Raw genomic sequence first — 23,510 nt, 5'->3', positions numbered from 1 at the left:
ATGTCCCCGGCCCGCGCGTCCGGCGTCAAGCTGCGCGCCTATATCCTGCTGTTCCTGCTGATCTTCGGCCTGATGCCGCTGATCCTGGCCGCGCTCATCAATCTGCCGCTGGTGCTCGATCGCACCGCGCTCTTCTATCAGCGCGCCTATCTGCAGAATCTGCGCGCGGATTTCCGCGATCTCGACCAGCATCTGGCCAGCCGTCACGAGATGATCCGCTTCCTGGCCAAGCTGCCCGAGCCGGGGCTGATCCTTGGCGCGCGCGGCGAGTCGGATCAGATCGACCGGGCACGCGCGCGCTATACCACCTGGATCAACCAGATCCTGGTCGATCAGCACGATGTCATCCAGATCCTGTTCGTCGACGCCGAGGGGCAGGAACGGTTCTGGCTGGTGCGTGACGCGCACACCCAGGAGTGGCGCCCGACCGCCCAGCCCCCTCAGATCCCAAACCGTCAGTTCATCGATGCCGGATTGCAGAGTCAGACCGGCGCGGTCATGGTCAGCCGTATCCGTGTCGACGCCCGCACCGGAGTCGATGATCCGCGCCGGCTCATGACGCTCGATCTGGTCAGTCCGATCGGCGGCGAACATGGCGACCCGGAGCCGGGCGTGGTGGTGCTGACCATCGATGTCGGCGGGTTGGCGCAGTTCTACCGCAACACGCTCTGGGTCAATCACGACGGCAGCTATCTGCGTCCGGGGCAGCCGGCGAGCGGTCAGCCCGAGGCGTTCGAGACCTTTCCGGGACTGGCGGCGATCTTCGCCGAGGGCAAGCTGGCGCTGTGGAAGGGCGGTCAGGGACGGCAGATGCTGTGGGTGCCCATGTTCCTGACCGAGGACGGCTTTCCGCTCTGGGTCGGGCGCGTGGTCGATCCCTCGCCGCTGGACGCCTTCCGCAACGAGCTGATCGTGCGGGTGCTGACCATCATCGCTGCGCTGGTGCTGGCGGTGATGGTGCTGGCGCGCTGGATCGCGGCGCGTGTCGAGCACTTCGGGCACGAGCTGCTCGGCGGCATCCAGCGCATTCTGCGCGATGGTCAGCCGCTGCGTTTCAGCTGGACCGGACCGCGCGAGCTGCGTGAACTTGGCGAGCGGCTCACCGAACTGGCCGCGACCCATGCCGAACATCTGCATGCGGCACGCGCCCATACCCGCGAGCTGGAACGATCCAACCGCTACAAGTCGCAGTTCCTGGCCAATGTCAGCCATGAACTGCGCACACCCTTGAACTCCATCCTGCTGCTGTCGAAGATGCTCGGCGCCGAAGGCAATGGCCTGAGTCCGGCCCAGCGCCGTCAGGCCCAAGTCATCCACGAGGCCGGACGCGATCTGCGCGCCCTGATCGACGACATCCTCGACATCTCGCGCATCGAATCCGGGCGGCTCGGTCTGAATCCGGAGCCGGTCGAGCTACGGCCCATGCTGGAGGATCTGATCGAACTCTTCAGTCCGCAGCTCGCCGACAAGCCGGTCGAGCTGAGTCTGCGACTGGAACCGGACGCGCCCGAGCAGATCCGGACCGATCGCGACAAGCTGCGCCAGATCCTCAAGAACTTTCTCGCCAATGCCATCAAGTTCACCGAGCGCGGCGAGGTCCGCATCGAGGTCGGCGCGCGCGCGGAGTCGGACCGGCCGCTGGCGCTGAGTGTGATCGACACCGGCATCGGCATCCCGCCCGACAAGCAGGAGATCATCTTCGAAGCCTTCCAGCAGGCCGATGGCTCGACGCGGCGCCGTTACGGCGGCACCGGGCTGGGGCTGGCGATCAGCCGCGAACTGGCGACCCTGCTCGGCGGCGTCATCGAGGTCGAGAGTACGCCCGGAGTCGGCTCGCGCTTTGCTCTGCTGTTGCCGCTGTCGCTGGAAGAGGCGGCCTCGGCACCCGAGTCGATGCCGGCTTCGGCGGTCTCCGAACCACTCGGCGCGGTCGATGAGGACACCAGTGACGTGGAGGTCAACTCCGAATCCTTGTCCGAACCGGGCGCGCCCTGGGTGCTCATCATCGAGCGCGACGTCAAGACGCTGGTGCGACTCACCTCCGAGCTGTCGCGACGTGGTCTGCGCGTCCAGACCGCCGCCGATCTCGACGAGGCGCTGGAGACCCTGCGCGAGGAGGGAGAGGGCTGCGCCCTGGTACTGCTGGCCGCTCAGGTGTCGACCGAAATGACCTGTGATACGATCCGGACCCTTCTGGCCGAGACTCAGGAGCCACATCCGGCCGTGGCGATCCTGGGAGCGGCGGATCCGGACTCAGGCTTGAAGGCCTGTCTCGGCGTCGGTGCGGTCGCGTTGCTCACCAAGCCGTTCGACCCGGATGCGCTGACCAGGCTTCTGACTCAGGTCATCGGTCAGCCGGTATCCGAGGGGCCGAACCGTCGTCAGATAACGGAGGGGACATGACGCGCTACGCCGACTTCAAGCTTCTGATCGTCGACGATCACGCCCACAACCTCTTCACCCTGCGCACGCTCATCGAGAGCCATCTCGACGTCACCGTGCTGGAGGCCGGCTCGGGTCAGGAGGCGATCGATCTGACCCATGCGCACCCGGACATCGATCTGATCATCCTCGACGTGCAGATGCCCGAGATGGACGGCTTCCAGACCGCCTCGCTCTTGAAGCTGCGCAAGCGCACGCGCGACATCCCGATCATCTTCCTGACGGCGGCGTTCAAGTCCGAGGAGTTCCAGCATCGCGGCTTCGCGGTCGGGGCGGCGGACTATCTGCTCAAGCCGATCGAGGACGCCCAGCTCATCAACAAGATCAGCACCTATTTCCGGCTGATCGAGAAGGAGCGCGAACTCAACCGCACCCTGGAACTCAAGGTCGCCGAGCGCACGCGCGAGCTGGCCGAGGCGCGGCAGTATCTGGAGAACATCCTCACCCACATGGGCGAGGCGCTGCTGGTGCTGGAACCGGACGGACGCATCAAGCTGACCAATCCGGCCGCGCGGCGTCTGCTGGGGTACAGTGAGGCGGAACTGCTTGGTCTATCGATCGGTGACGTGTTCGAGGAGGAGGGCGACGAGCAGGCCGGCGCCTTCATGGGCACCTGGCTGGAGGCGCTGATCCGCACCGGGGCGCTGAGCAAGATCGAGGCACGCTTCATCGCCCGTGACGGGCGACGGGTGCCGATCCTGTTCTCGCGCACCGCGGTGAAAGATGCCGAGGACCGGATCAGCGATATCATCTGTATCGCCAAGGACATGACGGGCTACACCCGCATCGAGACCGATTGAAGTTGAGGAGTGAAGGATGAACGAGTCGAACACACCCGAAGTCCCCGAAGAGGACGAAGACACCACCCTGACGGCCAACGCGCTCAAGGCGATGGCCCACCCATTACGCTGGAAGATCCTCTGCTCGCTCGGCAAGAGTGAGCTGTCGGTCGGCGAGATCGTCGAGCGCACCGGCACCTCGCAGAGCAACATCTCGCAGCATCTCGAACAGCTCAGGAACAAGAACATCGTGGTTGCGCGCAAGGAGGCCAACCGGATCTATTACCGCATCCGCAACGCGCAGTTGCTCGATCTCATCGGCATCATGCGCGAGGTGCTCTGTCCGGCCAATCTCGACGATCGCGCGCCGCACTGAAGCATCTGAAGCTACACCGGCTTCAGATTCAGGAGCCGTGCTTCTCGGTCAGCATCCGGTCGACCTCGCGCATGACCTGGAGGCTCGCCTCCTCGGCCGTGCGCATGGCCTGGAGGATGGCTTCCTGGAGTTCGGGGCGATCCTCCCAACCATTGCCCAGCAACGACAGTAGCTGATGCACGCTCTCATGCACGCGGGCATGCGGCTTGTCCAGGCCGGCGTAAGCGCGTGTCTCGCCGAAGTGCTCCTGTCCGCTCGTCGCGTACCAGCGACCGAGACGGCAGTTCTGGTGATCGACGCTGATGGCCTCGACATGCTCGCGCTCGCGCCCATCGGTAGCGATGGCCATATAGGCGCGCTGCTTGTAGATCATGTGATCGACCTTCACCAGGGTGCCGAAGCCCATGTCGCGGGCATGTTGCGCGTGTGACTGGGTCTCGCGCGCCGATCCGGCGAATTGGGCGAAGCGCTCTTCCATCTCGCCGATGACGGCGCTCGACTGACCGGCCATCTCGCGCATGGCATCCGAGTCGTCAAGCATTCGTTCGCTCTCGCCGCGTAGCTCGCCCATGACCTGACCGATGGATTCGGAGGCGCGCCGGCTGCTCTCGGCGAGCTTGCGCACCTCGTCGGCCACGACGGCGAAGCCGCGTCCGGCCTCGCCGGCACGCGCGGCCTCGATGGCCGCATTGAGCGCAAGCAGGTTGGTCTGATTGGCAATGGTCGTGATGAGCTGTACGGCGTCCGTGACCTGCCGGCTTTGGGCATTGAGTCGCGCCACGGCATCGGCGACATGATTGATGCGCTCGGCGATCGCATGGAGATAGTTGACGACCTGACCGACGGTGGCTTGGCCGTCCTCGGCCTCGCGTGCGGTGGCGGTGGCCAGATCGAGCACCGATTGCATCTCCTGGTTGACGCGCGCCAGATCCTGCTGACTGGAGGCGAGGTTGGACAGCAGGTTGGTGCTGTTGAGCGCCTGAGTGCGTTCGAGCAGTCGGTAGCGCCCATGGGTGCGTTCGCGCTCGGCGCATTCGGCGCGCAGTCGCTCGCACTGTTGCATCGCCTGCTCGAAGTCGCCCGACCAGTCGCGGTCGAGCTGTTGTCTGAGTGTTTCGAGGCCGGTGGCGCTGCCGCCGGTCGGGGTCTGGAAATAGACCTCCAGACGATCCAGGAGGTCGTTGACCCCCCAGCAGAGACGGGCGATCTCGTCCTCGCATTCGAGGTGGGTGATGCGTTTCACGAACTGGCCGCGACCGGCCTGCTCGATGACCTGGGTCAAACGTGGCAGGGGGGCGAGACTGCGCCCCAGGGTTCGCTGGCCCCAGACGGCGAGGCCGATGGCCGGCGCTATAATCAAGGCTGTCCAGGGGGCGAGCGCGGGAGCGAGCCAGGCAAGCACCGGAGCGACCAGGGTCAGGCCCGCGAGCGACCAGAGCAACCATGAGATCCTCGATTGCAGGGGCGAGTGCGTCATGGACGAGTCCTGTGCGAGAAGGGTCGGGGAAGGAATCGAGGCGCCTGACCAGTGATCGTCAGCGATCAAGCCATCCGGCGGGCCGAGACCGATGGGCGATCATGCTACGATGGACCGCCTGAACCGACAAGCCTCGGCGGATGCGAGGCACGCACAGTCGGCGACAATCCCGTTCATACAATCCCCCCGCTCGATGACCCCTCTGATTCGCGACTTCGATTATCGACCCGATGCCGGCCCCTACATGGAGCGACTGCTCGATCATCCCTGGCCGGTGTGGCTCGACAGCGGGCGTCCGTTCAGCGATCAGGGGCGTTTCGACATCCTCAGCGCCGATCCGGTCGCGACACTGGTCACGCGCGGCGCTGAAAGTACGTGGTGTGCCGATGGGTCGACGGGGCGCTCGCACGCCGACCCGCTCGATCTGTTGGGCAAGCTCCTGGGGCCGAAGCGTGAGACCGTCCCCGGATTGCCCTTCGTCGGCGGGGCGATCGGCTATTTCGGCTATGACCTGGCACGTCGTTTCGTGCCGCTGCCGAATCTGGCACGCGATGCCGAACGGCTGCCGGAGCTGGCTGTGGGGGTCTATGACTGGGCCTTGATCCTGGACCATGTCGCGCGGCGCGCCTGTCTGGTCGGCTGGGATGCGCGTCGGCTCGACACCTGGGCGGCGCGGCTGTCGGCGCCGGTCGCGCGCCGGGTTCGCGAGCCGTTCAGGACGCTCGGCCCGGTGGAGTCCAATCTGACGCACGCGGGCTATCTTCAGGCGCTGGCAAGGATTCGGGACTATCTGATCGCGGGCGATTGTTATCAGGTCAATTTTGCCCAGCGCTTCGCCGCTCCGGTCACGGGCGATCCCTGGACGGCCTATCAGCGACTGCGGGCGCTCAACGCCGCGCCCTTCAGCGCCTATCTGAGTACGCCGGAGGCGCAGATTCTGTGCTCCTCGCCTGAGCGCTTCCTCCAGGTTCGGGATGGCTGGGTCGAGACCCGACCGATCAAGGGCACGCGCCCGCGCTCGACCGATCCGGCCGAGGATGCCCGTCTGGCCGAGTCGCTGCGTCTGAGTGCCAAGGATCGGGCCGAGAATGTGATGATCGTCGACCTGCTGAGGAATGATCTGGGGCGGGTGTGTGCGACCGGAAGCGTTCGGGTGCCGGCGCTGTTCGAGATCGAGCGTTTCGCCCGCGTGCATCATCTGGTCAGCACGGTCACGGGGCGGCTGGCCGCCGGACGCACGGCGCTCGATTTGCTGCGCGCGGCCTTTCCCGGCGGCTCGATCACGGGCGCGCCCAAGCGCCGCGCCATGGAGATCATCGAGGAACTCGAACCTCACCGGCGCGGGGTCTATTGCGGGGCTATCGGCTATCTGGGCTTCGATGGGGCGATGGACACCAACATCGTCATTCGTACCCTGGTCTACGCTGAGGGTCTTGTCCGCTTCTGGGCCGGCGGTGGCATCGTCATCGACTCCGACCCCGAGTCCGAGTATCGCGAGACCCATGACAAGGCATCGCCCTTGCTCGAACTGCTCCAATCGACCGACAATCCGCCCCGAACCTCGTCCCGATAAGCGAGGTCTTCAGCCACTAAGGGGGCACACGATCATGTCTGCGGACACACACCAGCCGGCGCATCGCTGGCGCTTCAATCGACTCGGCGGTTTCGATCAGGTCATGATCGACTCGGGCGAGGACATCCGTCATCTGCCCGAACTCGACCCCAAACTCTGGGCCGCCCTGAGCTGCCCGACCTCGGGACTGGAGTTCGACAGCCACACCCTGGCCCTGCTCGATACCGGCGGCGACGGACGTATCCGCATCGACGAGATCAAGGAGGCCGTGCACTGGACCTGCCGCCGGCTCAAAGACCCGGGCGATCTGTTCAAGCACGAGGCCGGTCTGCCGCTGGATGCCATCGACGAGACCACCGAGGAAGGACGTCTGATCATGGCCTCGGCCTGGCGCATCCTCGACAACCTGGGGCGTACCGAGTCGACCGTCATCACGGCGGCGGAGACGGCCAACACGGCCCAGATCTTTGCCGGATCGCGCTTCAACGGCGATGGCGTGGTGCAGCCGAGCGCGGCCCGCGACGAATCGGTCGCCCTGGCGATCACCGACATCATGCGCTGTGTCGGCTCGCGGCCCGATCGCAGCGGCGAGGACGGCATCGATCAGGAACTCTGTGATCGCTTCTTCGCCGAGGCGCGCGAGTATCTCGAATGGTGGGCGCAGGCCGAGGCCGATGCAGCCAACATCCTGCCGCTCGGCGAGGACACCGAGTCGGCCGCCGAACTCTTCGAGTCGGTCAAGACCAAGATCGACGACTATTTCACCCGCGCCCGGCTGGCCGACTACGACCAGCGCGCCGCCGAGCTGCTCAACCCGGCCGAGAGCGACTATGCCGCCCTGGCTGGCCGCACCCTGTCGCTGGAAACCGAGGATCTGGCGGGTTTTCCGCTGGCTCGCGTCGAGCCGGGACGTGCGCTGCCGCTGCGCCAGATGCTCAATCCGCGCTGGGCGCGCGAGCTGGACGCCTTCCGCACGCGGGTGGTGGCGCCGCTGCTCGGCGACACCGACAGTCTGAGCGAGGCGCAATGGCTGGATCTGAGCACGCGCTTCGAGGCCCATTCGGTCTGGCGTGCGCGTCGACGCGGCGCGCTGGTCGCTCCGCTGGGCGCGACCCGGCTGCGGGCGCTGGTCGAGGGACCGTACCAGCAGGCCATCGCCGACCTGATCGAGCAGGATCTGGAGCTGGCCGGGGTGTCGGACGCCATCGAGTCGGTCGACCGGCTGGTGCACTACTACCAGCATCTGGAACCGCTGCTCCAGAACTTCGTCTCACTGCGCGACTTCTACACGCCGGGACGCAAGGCCGTCTTCCAGGCCGGCACCCTCTATCTGGACGGGCGCGCGTGCGACCTCTGCGTGCGTGTCGACGACCCGGCCAAACATGCGGCCCTGGCCAATCTCAGTCAGATCTATCTGGCTTACTGCGACTGCCGACGGCGCGGCGGCAGCGAGACACTGACCATCGCGGCGGCGTTCACCGCCGGTGACGGCGACAATCTCATGGTCGGACGCAACGGCGTCTTCTACGACCGCAACGGTGACGACTGGGATGCGACCATCGTCAAGATCGTCGAGCATCCGATCAGCGCCGGGCAGGCATTCTGGTCGCCCTACAAGCGATTGGGGCGGATGATCTCGCAGCAGATCGAGAAATTCGCCGGCGCGCGCGACAAGGCCGTCGATGCCGGCGCCGAGCAGGGCGTGACGACACTGGCGACCAAGGCTCAGGAGCGTCCCGGCGGTGGTTCCGCACCGGCGGCGGCTCCGTTCGACATCGCCAAGTTTGCCGGTATCTTCGCCGCCATCGGTCTGGCGGTCGGCGCCATCGGCACGGCCGTGGCCTCGGTCATGACGGGGCTGCTGTCCTTGAGCTGGTGGCAGATCCCGCTGGCGCTGCTCGGCCTGATGCTGGCGATCTCGGGACCATCGGTGCTGCTGGCCCATCTCAAGCTGCGTCAGCGCAATCTGGCCCCTCTGCTGGATGCCAACGGCTGGGCGGTCAATGCAAAAGCCAGGATCAGTATCCCGTTCGGCGCCACGCTCACCAGTACGGCGCAGTTGCCCAAGGGGGCGATGCGTTCTCTGCGTGATCCCTTCGCCGACAAGAAGCGCCCCTGGAAGACCCTGCTGGTGCTCATCGCCCTGATGGCCGGCGCCGTTCTGGCTTGGAGCGAGGGCTATCTGGACACCTGGATCGAGCGCTGGATGCCGCAACCGGCCGAGGAAACGTCGGCGGTCGAGCCGGCAACCATGCCCGAGTTAACCGAGGCCGTTTCGGAATCGTCTGAAGTCGAAACCGAAGTGCCGCCGACGGACGAACCCGTGACTGCCGCGCCGACGGACATCTCCGAGCCTGTCGCGCCGAACACGGAAGAGCCGGCGGCTGAAATAGCGCACTGAGACTGCGCACACCTGGAAACGAGAGGAGTTAAGAATGCAGATTGGCGACTTGATGGCCGAGAGCGGGGTCGGATTCGGCACCAGCGGCGCGCGGGGGCTGGCGGACCGGATGACCGACTGGGTCTGCTACGCCTATACGCTCGGCTTCCTGAGCTATCTGGAGCAGATCTCGGAATGGTCGCCCGGCTCGGAGGTCGGCATCGGCGGCGATCTGCGCCCCAGCACCCCGCGCATCATGACCGCCTGTGCGCGTGCTGTGCGCGACAAGGGCGGGCGGCCGCTCAATCTGGGCTTCATCCCCAGTCCGGCGGTGGCGAACTATGGTTTCGGACGATCGATCCCAACCCTCATGGTCACCGGCAGCCACATCCCGGACGATCGCAACGGCATCAAGTTCAACCTGCCCAACGGCGAGATCCTCAAGCACGACGAGGAACGCATCCGCACCCAAACGATCGTGCGACCCGAGGGATTGTTCGATGCCGCCGGCGTCTTCGTCGCCGATCAGTCCGACGCACTGCCGGAACTCCTGCCCGAGGCCCTGAAACTGTACATCGAGCGCTATCTGGACTTCTTCCCGCGTGACTGTCTCAAGGGCCTGCGGATCGGAGTCTACGAGCACTCCAGCGTCGCGCGCGAACCCTATGTCGCCGTGCTTTCCGGACTCGGTGCTGAGGTCACATCGCTCGGTCGATCCGAGGTCTTCGTCCCGGTCGACACCGAGGCGGTGCGCCCGGAGGATCAGGCGCTCGCGCGCGAGTGGGCGGCGAGCGGTCGCTTCGATGCCCTGGTCTCGGCCGATGGCGACGGCGACCGCCCGCTGATCGCCGATGAGCATGGTCAGTGGCTGCGCGGCGACGTGGCCGGCGTACTGTGCGCACGCCAGCTCGGCATCGAGGCGCTGGTCACGCCGGTCAGCAGCAACACGGTGGTCGAACGCTGCGGGGCCTTCGAGCAGGTGCTGCGCACGCGCATCGGCTCGCCCTTCGTCATCGAGGGAATGCAACGACTGATGGACGATGGTCTGGGATCGGTCGCCGGCTATGAGGCCAATGGCGGCTTCCTGCTCGCCACCGATCTCTGCCGGAGCGAGGGGCCGCATCTGGAAGGACGCTTCCTGCCCAATCTGCCGACGCGTGATGCACTGGTGGTCGCCATCACCATCCTGCTCGCCGCCGTGGAACGCGGCCAGCCGGTCTCGGCCCTGGCCGCCGACCTGCCGCCGCGCTTCACCCACAGCGACCGGCTCAAAGAGTTCCCGACCGAACTCAGCCGGGCACGGCTCGCCGCCCTGAATACGGGGAAGCGGAAGGCCGACAAGGCCGCTATCGAGTCGGAGTTCGGCGATGCCTTCGGCCGGGTCGCCACGCTCGACGACACCGACGGACTGCGCATCACCTTTGAGAGCGGCGAGATCCTGCATCTGCGCCCGTCCGGCAATGCCCCGGAACTGCGCGCCTATGCCGAGGCCGACAGCCCCGAACGCGCTGAGACCATGGCGCGGATCGCACTGGAGAAGTTGGCCGCGTGGCGGAATTGATGTCGGCATACTCCGCCTTGGGCGTATCATTCGGGTATGGTCTTCATCGAAACATCCCTCTTCACCCGGCTCGTCTCTCAGCATCTCAGCGATGATGAGTACGCCGCCCTGCAAGCGGCCCTGATCCTGCATCCGGAGGCCGGCGACCTGATACCTGGAAGTGGAGGTGTGCGCAAACTGCGTTGGCGCGGGAGCAGTCGGGGTAAGCGTGGAGGTCTGCGTATCATCTACTACTGGCGCAACCGAGCAGGACAGGTCTGGATGCTGACCCTCTACGCCAAGAACGAACAGACGAACATTCCACCCCACATCCTGCGGGCAATCGCGGAGGAAATCAGTGATGAGTCAACGTGACATCGGACGCGAGATCCTGGACGGTCTGCGAGAGATCAAGGCCCATCAGCGCGGAGAGGTGACTTTGCGGACCTTCGAGGTCTCCACACCAGACGCTCGCGCAATCCGCGAACGCATGGGGCTGACCCAGGAAGCGTTCGCTGCCCTGTTGGGTGTCAGTCGCCGCACCCTCGAAGGCTGGGAGCAAGGCCGCCGCCATCCGCGCGGTCCAGCGCTAGCGCTGCTGCGGGTTGCCGCGCGGCATCCCGAGGCATTGCGGCCCTGAGCGCAAGGAGTGCGTAATGATTGCCAAGCGGTCAATGGATGCTCTGGGGGGCAGGTACCACTACAGGTACCAGCAAATGCACGCGATTGGGGTATTTTGACGCGATTCGCGCGATCGGCGTTTATCGTAAGTCATTGAATTGGCGGAGAGGGTGTCCGCCTAATTTCCGTATCATACTGTCTCAGATCATCTCAATAAAGTTAAAAAAATCATTTTAAAACAAATTGTTGTAAGTTTTTAGTGTCTCTGCTCGTCTCATGACGTATCATGCAATCGCATTTTTTATGGCGGGTATGATGGTGGGTAGGTGAGGCGGTTTAGGTTATGCCAAAACTTGCAAAAGAATTGTCGGCCTTGGAAGTGGGGCGACTGAAGAAGCCCGGGATGCATGCGGTAGGCGGGGTGGCTGGCTTGTATCTGCAAGTCACCAACGCTGGAGCACGCACTTGGATTCTCCGAACCATAGTCGGCGGTAAACGACGTGAGATGGGGCTGGGGGGCTATCCATCCGTGACGCTCTCGCTGGCCCGTGAGAAAGCCCGAGATGCTCGGCAAGCGATTGAGCTGGGCCGAGATCCCGTTGCGGAGCGTGCGGCTGCTCGCCGCGAATTGGCCGCGCAACGAGGTGCAGAAATCACCTTTGATGAAGCGGCGCGTAAGTTGGTGGCCTCAAAATCTGCTGAGTGGAAGAGTACTAAGCATGCAGCACAGTGGTCTGCCACCCTAGAAACGTATGCGTCTCCTGTCATCGGTCAGTTGCAGGTGAGGGATGTGTCTCTCTCGCATGTAATGAAGATCCTTGAGCCGATCTGGACTACTAAAACAGAGACGGCTTCGCGGCTTCGCGGACGTCTCGAAGCCGTTCTGGATTGGGCGCAAGCGCGAGGCTACCGGCAAGGTGACAATCCGGCTCGCTGGAAAGGACACCTCGACAAATTGCTGCCGAAGCCGTCCAAGGTTCAAAGAACCGAGCATCATGCGGCCTTGCCATGGGAAGACGTAGGCGCTTTCATGGATTCCTTGCGCGAGCGCGAAGGCATCGCTGCACGTGCTCTCGAATTTTTGATTCTGACGGCCACGCGCTCTGGTGAAGTACGCGGTATGACATGGCGTGAAATTGATCTGGAAGCCGGCGTTTGGACGATTCCAGCCAGTCGAATGAAAGCCAGCAAAGAACATCGTGTTCCGCTGAGCCAGCCAGCGATCGACTTGTTGAAAAGCATCAAGCAACTCGGTGCCTTTCAAGAGGACGACATCGTGTTCCCAGGAGCACGACATGGCAATCCCCTCAGCGATATGTCTCTGACGGCTGTGCTTCGCCGGATGGAGCGAGGCGATTTGACCGCGCACGGCTTTCGTTCGACGTTTCGTGATTGGGCGGGAGAAACTACGGCTTATCCGCGAGAGGTAATTGAGCACGCACTGGCCCATCAACTCAAAGATAAGGCGGAAGCCGCTTATGCGCGCGGAACTTTGTTCGATAAGCGACGTCGTCTGATGGAGGATTGGGCCAACTATATTACCGGTATCAGTGCAGCACCTGAAGCTGAGCGCCAGTAACTGAATTCAACTCTGCTTGGTGGGTCCATCTCTGTTTTTCGGTCCTATAAATGCCTTCTGAGCTTGCATAGGCAAGTTGTCAGGCGTTTTACTGACTGCAACATGACTTTCTGCAAAGAAAACGCTTGCTATGAGCGGATGTTCGCTCATAGCAAGTAGGTTACTGTTCAGGCCAGTCTAGAAACTTTGTTTAGCGGCGTTTTTTGGATTTGACCTTACTATATCACCTCGACGTGTCGTTGCGCGCTTTATCTAATACCTGGCGAAGCTCTCCAACATTCCAGCGGCTAATTCTAGGGCCGAATTTGTTTGGCGCTGGCAGGTATCCGTTTTTCACCCAGCGATAAATCGTCGCCCGAGAGCATCCAAAAAGACCTTGAACGACCGGTAGAGATACGTTCACAGAGTCGGCATACCTGTCAAACAACTCCAATGCGTGACTGTGTTGGGGAGCCAGGCGGAGGTTATCCGTCTGCGTCGTCAGTCTCGACGCGGCTTGATCTTGGGTAAGCGGAGAGGCTGAATGCTGATCCTGATCCTCGCGTTTCCTCATGGGCAACTCCAGTGTTGTGCTATCAAGCAGGCTGCACAGCGCAGGTTGCTCTAGCCTCCAGGCTTTACAGGAAACGGTTTAGCTAGCGACTCACCGCCCTCCCAGTTGTGCATTGATGCATCAAAATCGCTCCTAAACGGTGTCTTCGCGCAAAATTCCGCTATCCTTTGAGAGGATGGGAGGATGGGAGGATGGCCGGAGTGTCATCGTCGCTCAGGATGCGTGGCGGGACTCTAAGTCGCCCCACGCCCTCGCGACGTGACAACCTGGAGGCCCGGCTTCGTCCCACTCCGAGGACGGCTTCGGCACGAGTTGCTACACCATTTTGGGATTGAGATGAACATGGTTGAGAAGTCGTTACGTCGTAAGAGCATGGAGCAACCGGAGAGTCCCGTCACGTCTACTGATCAACGATAACACTCAGGTTTTATGAGAGAGTTTGGATTAAAAAATTGCATGATTTGCCAGTTGATGCTAACGCAATAGTGCTAAGCGCAAGGTGGTATCAAATGAAGAACTTACAAAAAGAGAATATATTCGAGAATAAGAAATGGTCTTTTCAAAAAGCTTTTAAAGTGATGTTTGTTGCTGATTCAGTTGAAAGTGGCTCTTCAGATCATTTTGATGATTTGTGGGGTTATATGCAGTGCCAGATGGATGGCGATATTCATGGCTCATTTAATAGAATTCCCAGTGACGATCGCGAAATTTGTGATGCACTCGCTCTTTTTTTAAAAAACGAAAGTCGAGCACTTATTAAAACTGAAAGCAAATTTCCGCCAGCGGTTTGGATGAGACTGGCTTTTAAATTTTGGATTAGTTACGGCAGTGGCAGCAAAAAATTTCTTGAGCGCTATGATAAGTGGCGCGGTGAATCGGGAAAAGAGTTTTGTTACGTAATTGTTTCAGTAGGTGATGGCTGTAATGCTTTGGAGCAAGATCCGAATCACAAAGCATCGCTTAAGTCAAAAGCCATTTTCTCTCTGGATAAGTTTTTGTTTGGTTTTGTGGATTTTGATTTACTGTATAATGCCAACTGGAGTATTAATTTTTTTTCAATGGCTGCTATTAATCAATCCTGTGGAAAGCCAAAAGCTTTTGCACAAAAATCAAGCGGCAAAAAAATTCTAAAAAAAATTATACCTTACAATGAAGAAGAAAGTGATAAGCTGCGCAAATTCAAGAACTCTGTTGGCGCTAAGAATTATAATTCACTTAAAGAGATTATTGAAGATGCTGCTTCTAAAGGTGTCATCCGTAATTTGCGACCTAGAAAAGATTCTGCAACTGGGAGGTATTTGTATAAAGGGCAGAGGAAATCTTGCATTGAGGATTTGAAAAAAGAATATCCCGACGCGATTCAGTGTAGTGATAGCGTGTTTCTAAAAATTATTTCACATTTCATTAAGTGCAGATTGTAGTGGTCGAGCGTTAATGCCTTGTTTGCGAGGCTGGCGCTAAGCGTTTTAACTATGAAAAGCAGTGTATCCGTTGATTAAAGAGCAAATGACTGAAGCCCTGAAATATACAGGACGTTATAAAGCTAATTTCACTAAAGGTGGGCTTATGGTCCCGGAGAGTCGCCTCGTCGCCGATCTGCTGCTCCAAGACGTCGATGCCGATAGCTGGAAACACGCCATCGAAGTCGAGAATGTGCTGCGCAAGCGTTCTCCCGCCACCGCTGTCGGCAAGGCGGGGCTGATTCGTGCCCGGTTGCGGACCATGACCCCTGAACTCTGGACGCTGGTCCGCGACGCCGGCAAGCCAGTTGCTACGCAGGCAGTGTTCGCGGCGACGCTCAAGTATTCGCCGCTGCTGGCGGATTTTTTGGATCTCATCGTGCCGGATCTGTACCGTCGCTTCGAACCCCAGCTCAAACCTCGGCACTGGGAGCGGTATCTGGAAGACTGTCATCTCCGCGATCCCCGGATGCCTGCCTGGTCAGCCGCAACCCTGACCAGTCTGCGCCAGCGTGCCTTTGGGATGCTGGCCGAGGCTGGCTATCTATCCGACTCACGTCCCCGGAGGTTGCAGGCGCTGCGGCTGGAACCCGAGGTCGTGGCCTGTCTGCGTGCTCAGGGTGAAGACGATATACTGCGCTGCATGCAGATCCGACTGACCTGAAGCCTGGGATGAGCAGCGATTTCGACCGACGACTCGATCAAATTCTGACCCGCCTCACCTCCGACGATCTTCTCCACGGCCAGGGATTGGGGAACGAGATCCCCTTCTATGCCTTCGACTACCCGCCGGCGCGTGAACCGGCCATGCGTGCTCACATCGACTTTTTATTGGCTCAGCTTCCCAAGCGGCGTCCTGGCCTGCGATTCCGGCATGTCGATCTGCTCGATTTGATCGTCCGCCATCTCAAGGCGCGCGGACTCTATGACAAGTCGCTGGAGCGGCAGAAAACGGCTGGCGATGCCGCCCTGCTCAGGGCGCTGTCCGCTCCGCTGGAAGCCGGCAAGCTGGCACAGGTCTTCGCCGACGAAGTGCAGCCCGAACAGCAGGATCTGGTGCTGGTGTCCGGCGTCGGTGCGGCCTATCCATTGCTGCGTACCCATAACCTACTCAACAACCTGCATCACCGCCTGGGTCACACGCCGCTCGTGCTCTTCTATCCGGGCGTTTATGACGGACAATCCCTGCGTCTGTTCGGGATCCTGCCCGACAAACCCTATTACCGTGCCTTCAGACTCGTGAATTAGGAGCTGCGTATGCTGGTCAAGGAACTGTTCGCCAAGCCGATCGACCGTCCCATCAATGGTGTCATCAAGGCCGACCAAGCCGACAGCGCCTCCGTATGGCAGGAGCTGGACGAATATGTCGTCACGCGCGAACTCGATGTTCACTTCCGCCGCTTCTTCGGTGCCTTTCTGGAGGCCATCGACCGCACCGGCGATCCGAGTCTCGTTGGTTTGATCGGGGTGTGGATCTCGGGCTTTTTCGGCTCCGGCAAGTCGCATTTCCTCAAGATCCTCTCCTATCTGCTGGAGAATCGCGAGATCACCTGGAACGGCCGGACCAAGCGTGCTATCGAGTTCTTCGACGGTAAAATCCAGGACGCCATGCTGGCCGCCGATATCAAGCGTGCGGTTGGCACCGAGATCGATGTCATCCTGTTCAATATCGACAGCAAGGCCGACAGCGGCAGCGGACGCGACGCCATCCTGCGGGTCTTTCTCAAAGTCTTCAACGAAAAGCTCGGCTACAGCGGCGATCATCCGCATATCGCCGATCTAGAGCGGCGTCTCGCGGCTCAGGACCAGCTGGACAGCTTCAAGGCGGCTTTTCACGCCTTGGCGCACGTCGAGTGGGAGCAGGAGCGCGATGCCTACAGCTTCTATGCCGACGAGCTGGTTCAGGCGCTCGCGGAGACGCTGGGCAAAAGCGCCGAGGGTGCACGGAGTTGGCTCGACAAAGCGGAAGAGGACTTCAGGTCACGGCTGAACGTCGAGAACTTCGCACGTTGGGTTAAGGACTATCTCGACAGTCGCAGTCCCCAGCATCGTCTGCTGTTCCTGGTCGATGAGATTGGCGGTTTCATCGGCGACGACACACACCTCATGCTCAATCTCCAGACCATCACCGAGAATCTCGGCACGATCTGCGGGGGACGCGCCTGGGTTGTCGTGACCTCGCAGGAAGACATCGACGCGGTGATCGGCGAAGTGCGCGCGTCCAAGGCCAATGACTTCTCCAAGATCCAGGGACGTTTCAAGACGCGCCTATCGCTGTCGAGCGCCAACGTCGACGAAGTCATCCGCAAGCGGCTGCTGAACAAGGACGAATCGGTTCAGGCGGCGCTGACCCAGGTCTACGAGGATCAGGCCGACATTCTGCGCCACCAGCTCAGCTTCACCAACGTCGGCATGACCTTCAAGCCCTATGCCGATGCGCGCGATTTCGTCAGCGTCTATCCCTTCGCGCCCTATCAGTTTCAGCTGATGCAGAAGGTGTTCGAGGCGATCCGCCGCCATGGTGTCACCGGTCTGCATCTGGCGCGTGGCGAGCGTTCCATGCTGGACGCCTTCCAGTCAGCCGCCATCCAGGTCGCCGACGAGGCGGTGGGCGTGTTGATCCCGCTCTATCGCTTCTATCCCTCGATCGAGAGTTTTCTTGAAGGCGTCGTCAAGTCGACCATCGATCACGCCGCCGACAACGACCGGCTCGAACCCATCGACGTGCAGGTGCTCAAGACCCTGTTCCTGATCCGCTACGTCGACGAAATCCGCGGCCATCTCGACAACTTGGTGACGCTCTTCATCGACTGCATTGATGCCGACCGGCTCGTCTTGCGTCAGCGGATTGAGGGCAGCCTGCAACGGCTGGAGAAGGAGACACTGGTTGGTCGCAACGGTGAGGACTTTTTCTTCCTCACCAACGAAGAGCGCGACATCAGCCGCGAGATCAAGGACATCGATCTCAGTGCAGCGGAAGAGACCAAATTTCTCGGTGAATTGATCTTCGAGGAGGTCTACAAGGGGCTGCGCAAGCACCGTTTCCCGGACAACAACAAGGACTTTGGGCTGACTCGTCTGTGCGATCTGCATCCGCATGGCAGCCGGACCGAGGGCGATCTGATCGTGTCGGTGATCACGCCGCTGGCCGACGACTACGGCCTCTACAGTGACGGCAAGTGCACCCTCGACAGTGCCGCCGATGGCGGACAGCTCCTGATTCGACTCGACGACGACAAGACCCTGAGTCGGGAGCTGCGCACCTGGCTGCAAACTGATAAGTACGTCGTCCGCAAGCACGACGGCACCGCCTCCACCACGACCCTGCGCATCCTGCGCGAGCGTCAGGAAGAAAACCGTGAGCGTCGCCAGCGGTTGATCCATCAGTTGGAGGAACGCTGCAAGGAGGCGCACTACTATGCCGTGGGCCAGCACATCCAGCCCAAGGGCGGCAGCGCCGCCAGTGTCTTAACTGAGGCACTGAACTATCTGATCCGCAACAGCTTCAATAAGCTCGGCTATCTGGCACGCCTGTCCGCCAATCCCCAGGCTGAGATCAAGGCCGTGCTCAACGCCACCGATGTGGATGAACTCGGATTCTCGCTGGAGGCCGGGCAGGGCAACCAGCAGGCGCTCGCTGAAGTGCAGAGCACCGTCGGGCTGATGGCAAGTGCCAATCGACCGGTGATCCTGGAGGATCTGGTGGAGAACCGTTTCGGACGGCGCCCTTACGGCTGGCCGGAATGGGAGGTCGTGTTGCTGGTGGCGCGTCTGGTGCGTCGGGGCGACTTCAATTTAGTGAGCGATGGCGCGGTCCTGCCGATCGACCGGGTGTATGACGCCGTCATCACGCCGAGCAAATGGAAACGTCTGCTGATCATCCAGCGTCAGACCGTCGATCAGGGGCGGCTTCAGAGTGCCCGCCAACTCGCCAGGGAGGTGTTCGGCCAGCTTCCGCCGGATGGCGAGGAGGCACTGGATGGATTTTTGCGCGAGCACTTCGGGGGCTGGCGTACCGATCTGACACAGTACCAACCGCTGACGGCCAGTGGCGACTATCCGGGCAGTCAGGAGATCGCCGAAAGTCTGGGCGTGATCGCCAAGCTCTTGGCCGAGTCCGAAAGTTTCGGTCTGATCTCCCGTTTCCTGGAGCGCCGGGACGATCTGCTCGATCTGTCCGAGAGCGTCCATGAGTTGCGCCATTTCTACCAGACGCAACGTTCTGCCTGGGATCGGTTGCGTCAGGCGCACAGCCGCTTTCAACTCAACCGGGACTGGCTGGAGCAGGACGCTGGAGCCAAACCGGCCCTCCAGCGGATGCAGGAGATTCTGGCTGCGCCCGCGCCCTATGGGATGATCAAGGAGGTCGAGGGGCTGATCGAGCGCGTTGAACAGGTCAACGCGGCACTGGTCGAGCAGCACCGCACGGCGGTCTTGCCCGCGATCGACGCTCAGATCGACAAGATTCAGGTCGAGCTGGACGAGGCCAAGGCTGGGGCCGATGTTCGCAATCGTTGTCTCTATCCGTTGCAGCAGCTCAAGAGCCAGGTCGAGTCACAGGCCAGTTTGGCGCACATCGATCAGGCGGCTCGGCGCGCGGTCGAACTGGCCGATAGTGCGTTCAGCCGGATCGAGTCGCTCACGCCGCCCGCACCGACGCTGGTGAATGACAAGGGCGGTCCCTCGCCTAAGCCGGTCGTTGTGAAGTCGAAGCCGCGCCGAATCCTCAGGGCCGCTGAGCTGGCTCCCAAGACCTATTTGGAGACGCAGGATGATATCGACGCCTATCTGAACAAACTCAGACAGGTGCTGGAGTCGGCGATCGCCAATCATGAGCGGGTCGAGATTCGCTGATTCAGCTTGACCTATCCTGGAATCTGTAAGCCCTTCAAGGAGCCTCGATGCAAACCGCCAAACTCAAGACCTACGCCCCCAAGGCCCGACGTGACTTCATTGCCGCCGTGATGCGCCGGGCGGCGACCTTTGGCCTCACGGCTCAGGGTGTCGCGCCCCAGCGGGAGGAGGGGCAGCTCATTTTCATCGACGGGCGGGCCTATCCGCGCGGCATCGGGGTTCAGCGCCAAAAGCTCGCCGCGCGCATCGAGCGGCAGGGGTTTCAGGCGGTCATGGAGTCGGCGGCCTACACCTGGTTCAACCGTTTCATCGCCATCCGCTTCATGGAGCTGCATGGCTATCTGGAGCATAGCTTTCGGGTGTTGAGTCATCCGGCCGGTGGTGGGCTGCCGGAGATTTTGGAGCAGGCCCAGCATGTCGAGCTTCCGGGACTCGACCGGGCGCGAGTGTTGGATCTCAAGCTGGATGGGACGCGCGACGAGGAGTTGTATCGCGATCTGTTGCTGGCGCAGTGTCGGGCGTTGCATCGGGCGATGCCGTTTCTGTTCGAGCCGATCGATGACGAGACTGAGTTGTTGTTGCCGGACAATCTGTTGCAGACCGATTCGTTGATCCGCGAGTTGGTGACGGCGATCCCGGAGGAGGATTGGCAGGAGGTCGAGATCATCGGCTGGCTCTACCAGTTCTATATTAGTGAGAAGAAGGATCAGGTCATCGGTAAGGTGGTCAGGAGTGAGGATATTCCGGCGGCGACGCAGTTGTTCACGCCGAATTGGATCGTTCAGTACATGGTGCAGAACTCGCTGGGGGCGCAGTGGCTGGCGACCTATCCGGATTCGGCGCTCAAGGGTCAGATGGCGTATTACATTGAGCCGGCGGAGCAGACCGCTGAAGTCAAGGCGCAAATCGCGGCCATCACCCCCGAAAGCCTCAATCCGGAAGAACTGACCCTGATCGATCCTGCCTGCGGATCCGGGCACATCCTGGTCGAGGCGTATGAGCTGTTCAAGGCGATCTATCTGGAGCGTGGCTATCGGCTGCGTGAGATTCCGCAGTTGATTCTGGAGCGGAATCTGTATGGGTTGGATATCGACGAGCGGGCGGCGCAGTTGGCCGGGTTTGCGTTGATGATGAAAGCGCGGGCGGATGATCGGCGGTTGTTCGAGCGGAGGGTAACGTTGGATGTCATGGCCTTGCAGGAGAGCAAGGGGCTGGAGGCCGACGAGCTGGCGCAGATTCTGGGAGCGGTTGGCGGTTTGGATGCGACGGGGGAGGGGAGGCGCGCGCCGTTGTTGGGGGTTGCTGGGGATGATCTCTTTCCCGATACGTTGCCGCAACTGAGTCTGGGAGAGGTGGAGACGGGGCGGGCATCGAGTGAGGCGGAGGCGTTGCGGGCGACGCTGGCGGTGTTGATCGAGACCTTTGCCGAGGCGAAGACCTTTGGTTCCCTGATTCAGGTGCCGGAGGCGCTAGCGGAAAAGCTGCCGGAGTTGCGGCGGCGGTGCGAGGTGGAGAGTCAGGATCTGTTCGTGGTGGAGGCGTTGCGCCGATTGCGGCCGCTGGTGCAGCAGGCGGAGTTGTTGGCGAAGCGATATGATGCGGTGGTGACAAATCCACCGTATATGGGTAATAAAGGAATGAACGCCCAGCTGAAAAAATTCATGAAGCAAAAATTCCCTGGATCAAACTCTGATTTGTTTGCTGCGTCAGCAACGCGATTTTTGCAGTTTTCGAAATTATCAGGTTTTGTTGGATTGATGACGCCATTTACCTTAATGTTTTTAAAATCATATAGTTATTTGCGGGAAATTATTCTTGGGTCGTATACTCTTCGGTCTCTTATTCAGCCTGAATACCACTCGTTTTTTGATTCGGCTTTTGTGCCAATTTGCACGTTTGTAGTTAAAGCATGTAGGACCAATTCTTATGAAGCTTCATTTATCAGGCTCTCGGATTTTTATGGTGCGGAACTGCAATCGGTTAAAGCAATTGAAGCGATAAGAAATCCTGCGTGTGGCTGGTACTACTGCACGAAAACCACCGCATTTGAAAAGCTTCCAGGTCTCCCTTTTGTATATTGGATTAGCGAAAAAATTCTCAAGCTTTTTAGTTCAAATAAATTGTTGGGAGATGTTTGCGAATCTCAAGCTGGAATATGCACTACAGACAACAATCGTTTTCTGCGATTTTGGCACGAAGTGGCTTACGATTCTGTGATGTGGAATGCAACTGATAGTGAGGCTGCTCAAGCTTCTGGTCGTCGATGGTTTCCGCATAACAAAGGTGGTGGCTTCCGAAAATGGTGGGGTAACCATGACTATATCGTTGATTGGGAAGATAATGGGTCGCGCATAAAAGCATTGGTGATTAATAAATACGACTATCTCAATGGTGATCCAAATTTTGTTGTTCATGATTATGGAAATTATTTTAAGCCATTTGCATCTTGGTCTGAGATTACATCAGATATTATATCGTTTCGCCTGTTTCCGCTTGGCTTCACAAGTAATTATAAGGGAATGTGCGTATTCCAGGCTGGAGATACTACGCTTGAGCAAATAGTTGCATTATGTAACTCACGTCTCACGGCAGTGCTGTGTGAGGCACTTAATCCGACTCTTAGTTTTGGTATTGGAAATTTTCGGTCATTACCTGCTGCTCTTGTTGAGCATAAAATTGTTGCTCCAATCGTATCTCAGCTTGTTTCGATTGCTCGATTAGATTGGGATTTGCTTGAGGTTTCCTGGAAATTTCAATCTGTTCATATCTTGACGAGCTCTTCTGGATTTCACCCTAATATAAAATCCAGCTACACCGCTTGGATCACCCAAAACCGCACCACCATCGCCGAAATGAAGCGCCTCGAAGAGGAAAACAACCGCCTCTTCATCGACGCCTACGGCCTACAGGACGAGCTGACGCCCGAGGTTCCAATCGACCAAATCACCCTGACGGTGAACCCCGCCTATCGCTACGGCAAGAAGCTGACCAATGATGAATGGTCGGTCGAACACGGCTTTCCCGAAGAACTGGAAACCCGCTTCCGCGAAGACACCATGCGCGAACTGGTCTCCTACGCCATCGGCTGCATGATGGGCCGCTACAGCCTTGACGAACCCGGCCTAATCTACGCCCACGCCGGCAACCAAGGCTTTGATCCCAACCGCTACCGCACTTTCTCCGCCGACGCCGACGGCATCCTCCCCATCACCGAACTCGACTGGTTCGACAACGACGCCGCCCACCGCCTCGTCGAATTCATCGCCGTCGCCTGGGACAGAGCCCACCTCGAAGACAACCTGAGCTTCCTCGCCGCCAACCTGTCGCCCAAAAAAGACGAAACCAGCCGTGACACCCTCCGCCGCTACCTCAGCGACGGCTTCTTCAAACACCATCTCCAGACCTACAAACGCCGCCCCATCTACTGGTGCTTCAGCAGCGGCAAACTCAAAGCCTTCCAGTGCCTTGTCTACCTGCATCGCTACCACGAAGGCACCCTGGCCCGCCTGCGCATGGAATACGTCGTCCCGCTGCAAAGTAAACTGACCGCCCGCATCGATCGCCTGGCTGACGACATCGCCGCCGCCGCGACCTCGGCCCAGACCAAACGACTGCAAAAGGAACGCGACCTGCTCACCCGTCAACTCGACGAACTGCGCCAGTACGACGAAAAGCTTCGCCACGCCGCCGACCAACGTATCCGCCTCGACCTCGACGACGGCGTCAAGGTCAACTACGGCAAATTCGGCGACCTGCTGGCCGAAGTGAAGACCGTCACGGGCCAGACCAGCGACTGAGGCCAACACGGAGCCTTGCAACCATGACTATCGCTGAACAGATCTACCAGGAAGCTCGAACACTACCGCACGAATTGGC

16 protein-coding genes are annotated in these 23,510 nt (G+C 60.3%); 14 read left to right on the top strand and 2 right to left on the bottom strand.

The window, feature by feature from the left end; genetic code table 11:
• From HW932_RS11065 to HW932_RS11055, 3 genes are read left to right on the top strand one after another with little or no spacing between them, the layout of a single operon-like run.
• A complete protein-coding gene (locus tag HW932_RS11065) occupies positions 1-2,403 on the top strand; it encodes an ATP-binding response regulator (RefSeq protein WP_176976550.1) in 2,403 nt (800 codons plus the stop codon).
• Complete coding sequence (locus tag HW932_RS11060) at positions 2,400-3,242, top strand: ATP-binding response regulator (protein ID WP_176976549.1); 843 nt, start codon at positions 2,400-2,402, stop codon at positions 3,240-3,242. The genes HW932_RS11065 and HW932_RS11060 overlap by 4 nt, the downstream gene beginning before the upstream one ends.
• 16 nt (positions 3,243-3,258) lie before the next feature.
• Positions 3,259-3,597, top strand: a complete 339-nt coding sequence (locus tag HW932_RS11055; RefSeq protein WP_176976548.1) for an ArsR/SmtB family transcription factor — start codon at positions 3,259-3,261, stop codon at positions 3,595-3,597.
• 28 nt (positions 3,598-3,625) lie between these two features.
• Here HW932_RS11055 and HW932_RS11050 read toward each other — a convergent pair whose 3' ends face one another.
• Positions 3,626-5,074 carry a methyl-accepting chemotaxis protein gene (locus tag HW932_RS11050; RefSeq protein WP_176976547.1) on the bottom strand — a complete coding sequence of 483 codons (1,449 nt, stop codon included), beginning with the start codon at positions 5,072-5,074 and terminating at the stop codon, positions 3,626-3,628.
• Between the two features lie 193 nt (positions 5,075-5,267).
• Here HW932_RS11050 and pabB point away from each other — a divergent pair, with 193 nt between their 5' ends.
• The 6 genes from pabB to HW932_RS11020 all read left to right on the top strand — a co-directional run bounded on the left by pabB (position 5,268) and on the right by HW932_RS11020 (position 12,767).
• The gene (gene pabB, locus HW932_RS11045; protein WP_176976546.1) at positions 5,268-6,647 is read left to right on the top strand and encodes an aminodeoxychorismate synthase component I; all 1,380 of its coding nucleotides are present in this window, start codon (positions 5,268-5,270) and stop codon (positions 6,645-6,647) included.
• A gap of 34 nt (positions 6,648-6,681) precedes the next feature.
• Positions 6,682-9,048, top strand: a complete 2,367-nt coding sequence (locus HW932_RS11040; protein WP_176976545.1) for a hypothetical protein — start codon at positions 6,682-6,684, stop codon at positions 9,046-9,048.
• Between the two features lie 34 nt (positions 9,049-9,082).
• Positions 9,083-10,588 carry a phosphomannomutase gene (locus tag HW932_RS11035; protein WP_176976544.1) on the top strand — a complete coding sequence of 502 codons (1,506 nt, stop codon included), beginning with the start codon at positions 9,083-9,085 and terminating at the stop codon, positions 10,586-10,588.
• 36 nt (positions 10,589-10,624) lie between these two features.
• The gene (locus HW932_RS11030; protein WP_176976543.1) at positions 10,625-10,942 is read left to right on the top strand and encodes a type II toxin-antitoxin system RelE/ParE family toxin; all 318 of its coding nucleotides are present in this window, start codon (positions 10,625-10,627) and stop codon (positions 10,940-10,942) included.
• Positions 10,929-11,207 (top strand): helix-turn-helix domain-containing protein, encoded by a 279-nt coding sequence (locus HW932_RS11025; RefSeq protein ID WP_176976542.1) that lies wholly within the window; start codon positions 10,929-10,931, stop codon positions 11,205-11,207. Before HW932_RS11030 ends, HW932_RS11025 begins: the two co-directional genes overlap by 14 nt.
• Positions 11,208-11,531: 324 nt before the next feature.
• Positions 11,532-12,767 carry a tyrosine-type recombinase/integrase gene (locus HW932_RS11020; RefSeq protein WP_176976541.1) on the top strand — a complete coding sequence of 412 codons (1,236 nt, stop codon included), beginning with the start codon at positions 11,532-11,534 and terminating at the stop codon, positions 12,765-12,767.
• Positions 12,768-12,990: 223 nt separating this feature from the next.
• On the opposite strand, the gene HW932_RS22190 is transcribed toward HW932_RS11020, so the two are convergent.
• Positions 12,991-13,320, bottom strand: coding sequence for a helix-turn-helix transcriptional regulator (locus HW932_RS22190; RefSeq protein WP_176976540.1), 330 nt, complete (start codon positions 13,318-13,320; stop codon positions 12,991-12,993).
• Positions 13,321-13,829: 509 nt separating this feature from the next.
• Here HW932_RS22190 and HW932_RS11010 point away from each other — a divergent pair.
• The 5 genes from HW932_RS11010 (at position 13,830) to pglX (ending at position 23,431) form a co-directional block, all read left to right on the top strand.
• Complete coding sequence (locus tag HW932_RS11010) at positions 13,830-14,741, top strand: hypothetical protein (RefSeq protein ID WP_176976539.1); 912 nt, start codon at positions 13,830-13,832, stop codon at positions 14,739-14,741.
• 85 nt (positions 14,742-14,826) lie between these two features.
• Positions 14,827-15,444, top strand: a complete 618-nt coding sequence (locus HW932_RS11005; RefSeq protein ID WP_176976538.1) for a DUF1819 family protein — start codon at positions 14,827-14,829, stop codon at positions 15,442-15,444.
• Positions 15,445-15,452: 8 nt separating this feature from the next.
• Positions 15,453-16,028 (top strand): DUF1788 domain-containing protein, encoded by a 576-nt coding sequence (locus HW932_RS11000; RefSeq protein WP_176976537.1) that lies wholly within the window; start codon positions 15,453-15,455, stop codon positions 16,026-16,028.
• Positions 16,029-16,037: 9 nt separating this feature from the next.
• Entirely contained in the window at positions 16,038-19,634 is a 3,597-nt protein-coding gene (brxC, locus tag HW932_RS10995; RefSeq protein WP_176976536.1) for a BREX system P-loop protein BrxC, read from the top strand.
• Positions 19,635-19,681: 47 nt separating this feature from the next.
• The gene (pglX, locus tag HW932_RS10990; RefSeq protein WP_176976535.1) at positions 19,682-23,431 is read left to right on the top strand and encodes a BREX-1 system adenine-specific DNA-methyltransferase PglX; all 3,750 of its coding nucleotides are present in this window, start codon (positions 19,682-19,684) and stop codon (positions 23,429-23,431) included.
• The last annotated feature ends 79 nt before the right edge of the window (positions 23,432-23,510 follow it).

Source organism: Allochromatium humboldtianum (assembly GCF_013385175.1).
Classification (GTDB): Bacteria; Pseudomonadota; Gammaproteobacteria; order Chromatiales; family Chromatiaceae; genus Thermochromatium; species Thermochromatium humboldtianum.
Note: the sequence above shows the minus strand (reverse complement) of the source record. Positions and strands in the feature narration are given on the sequence as shown.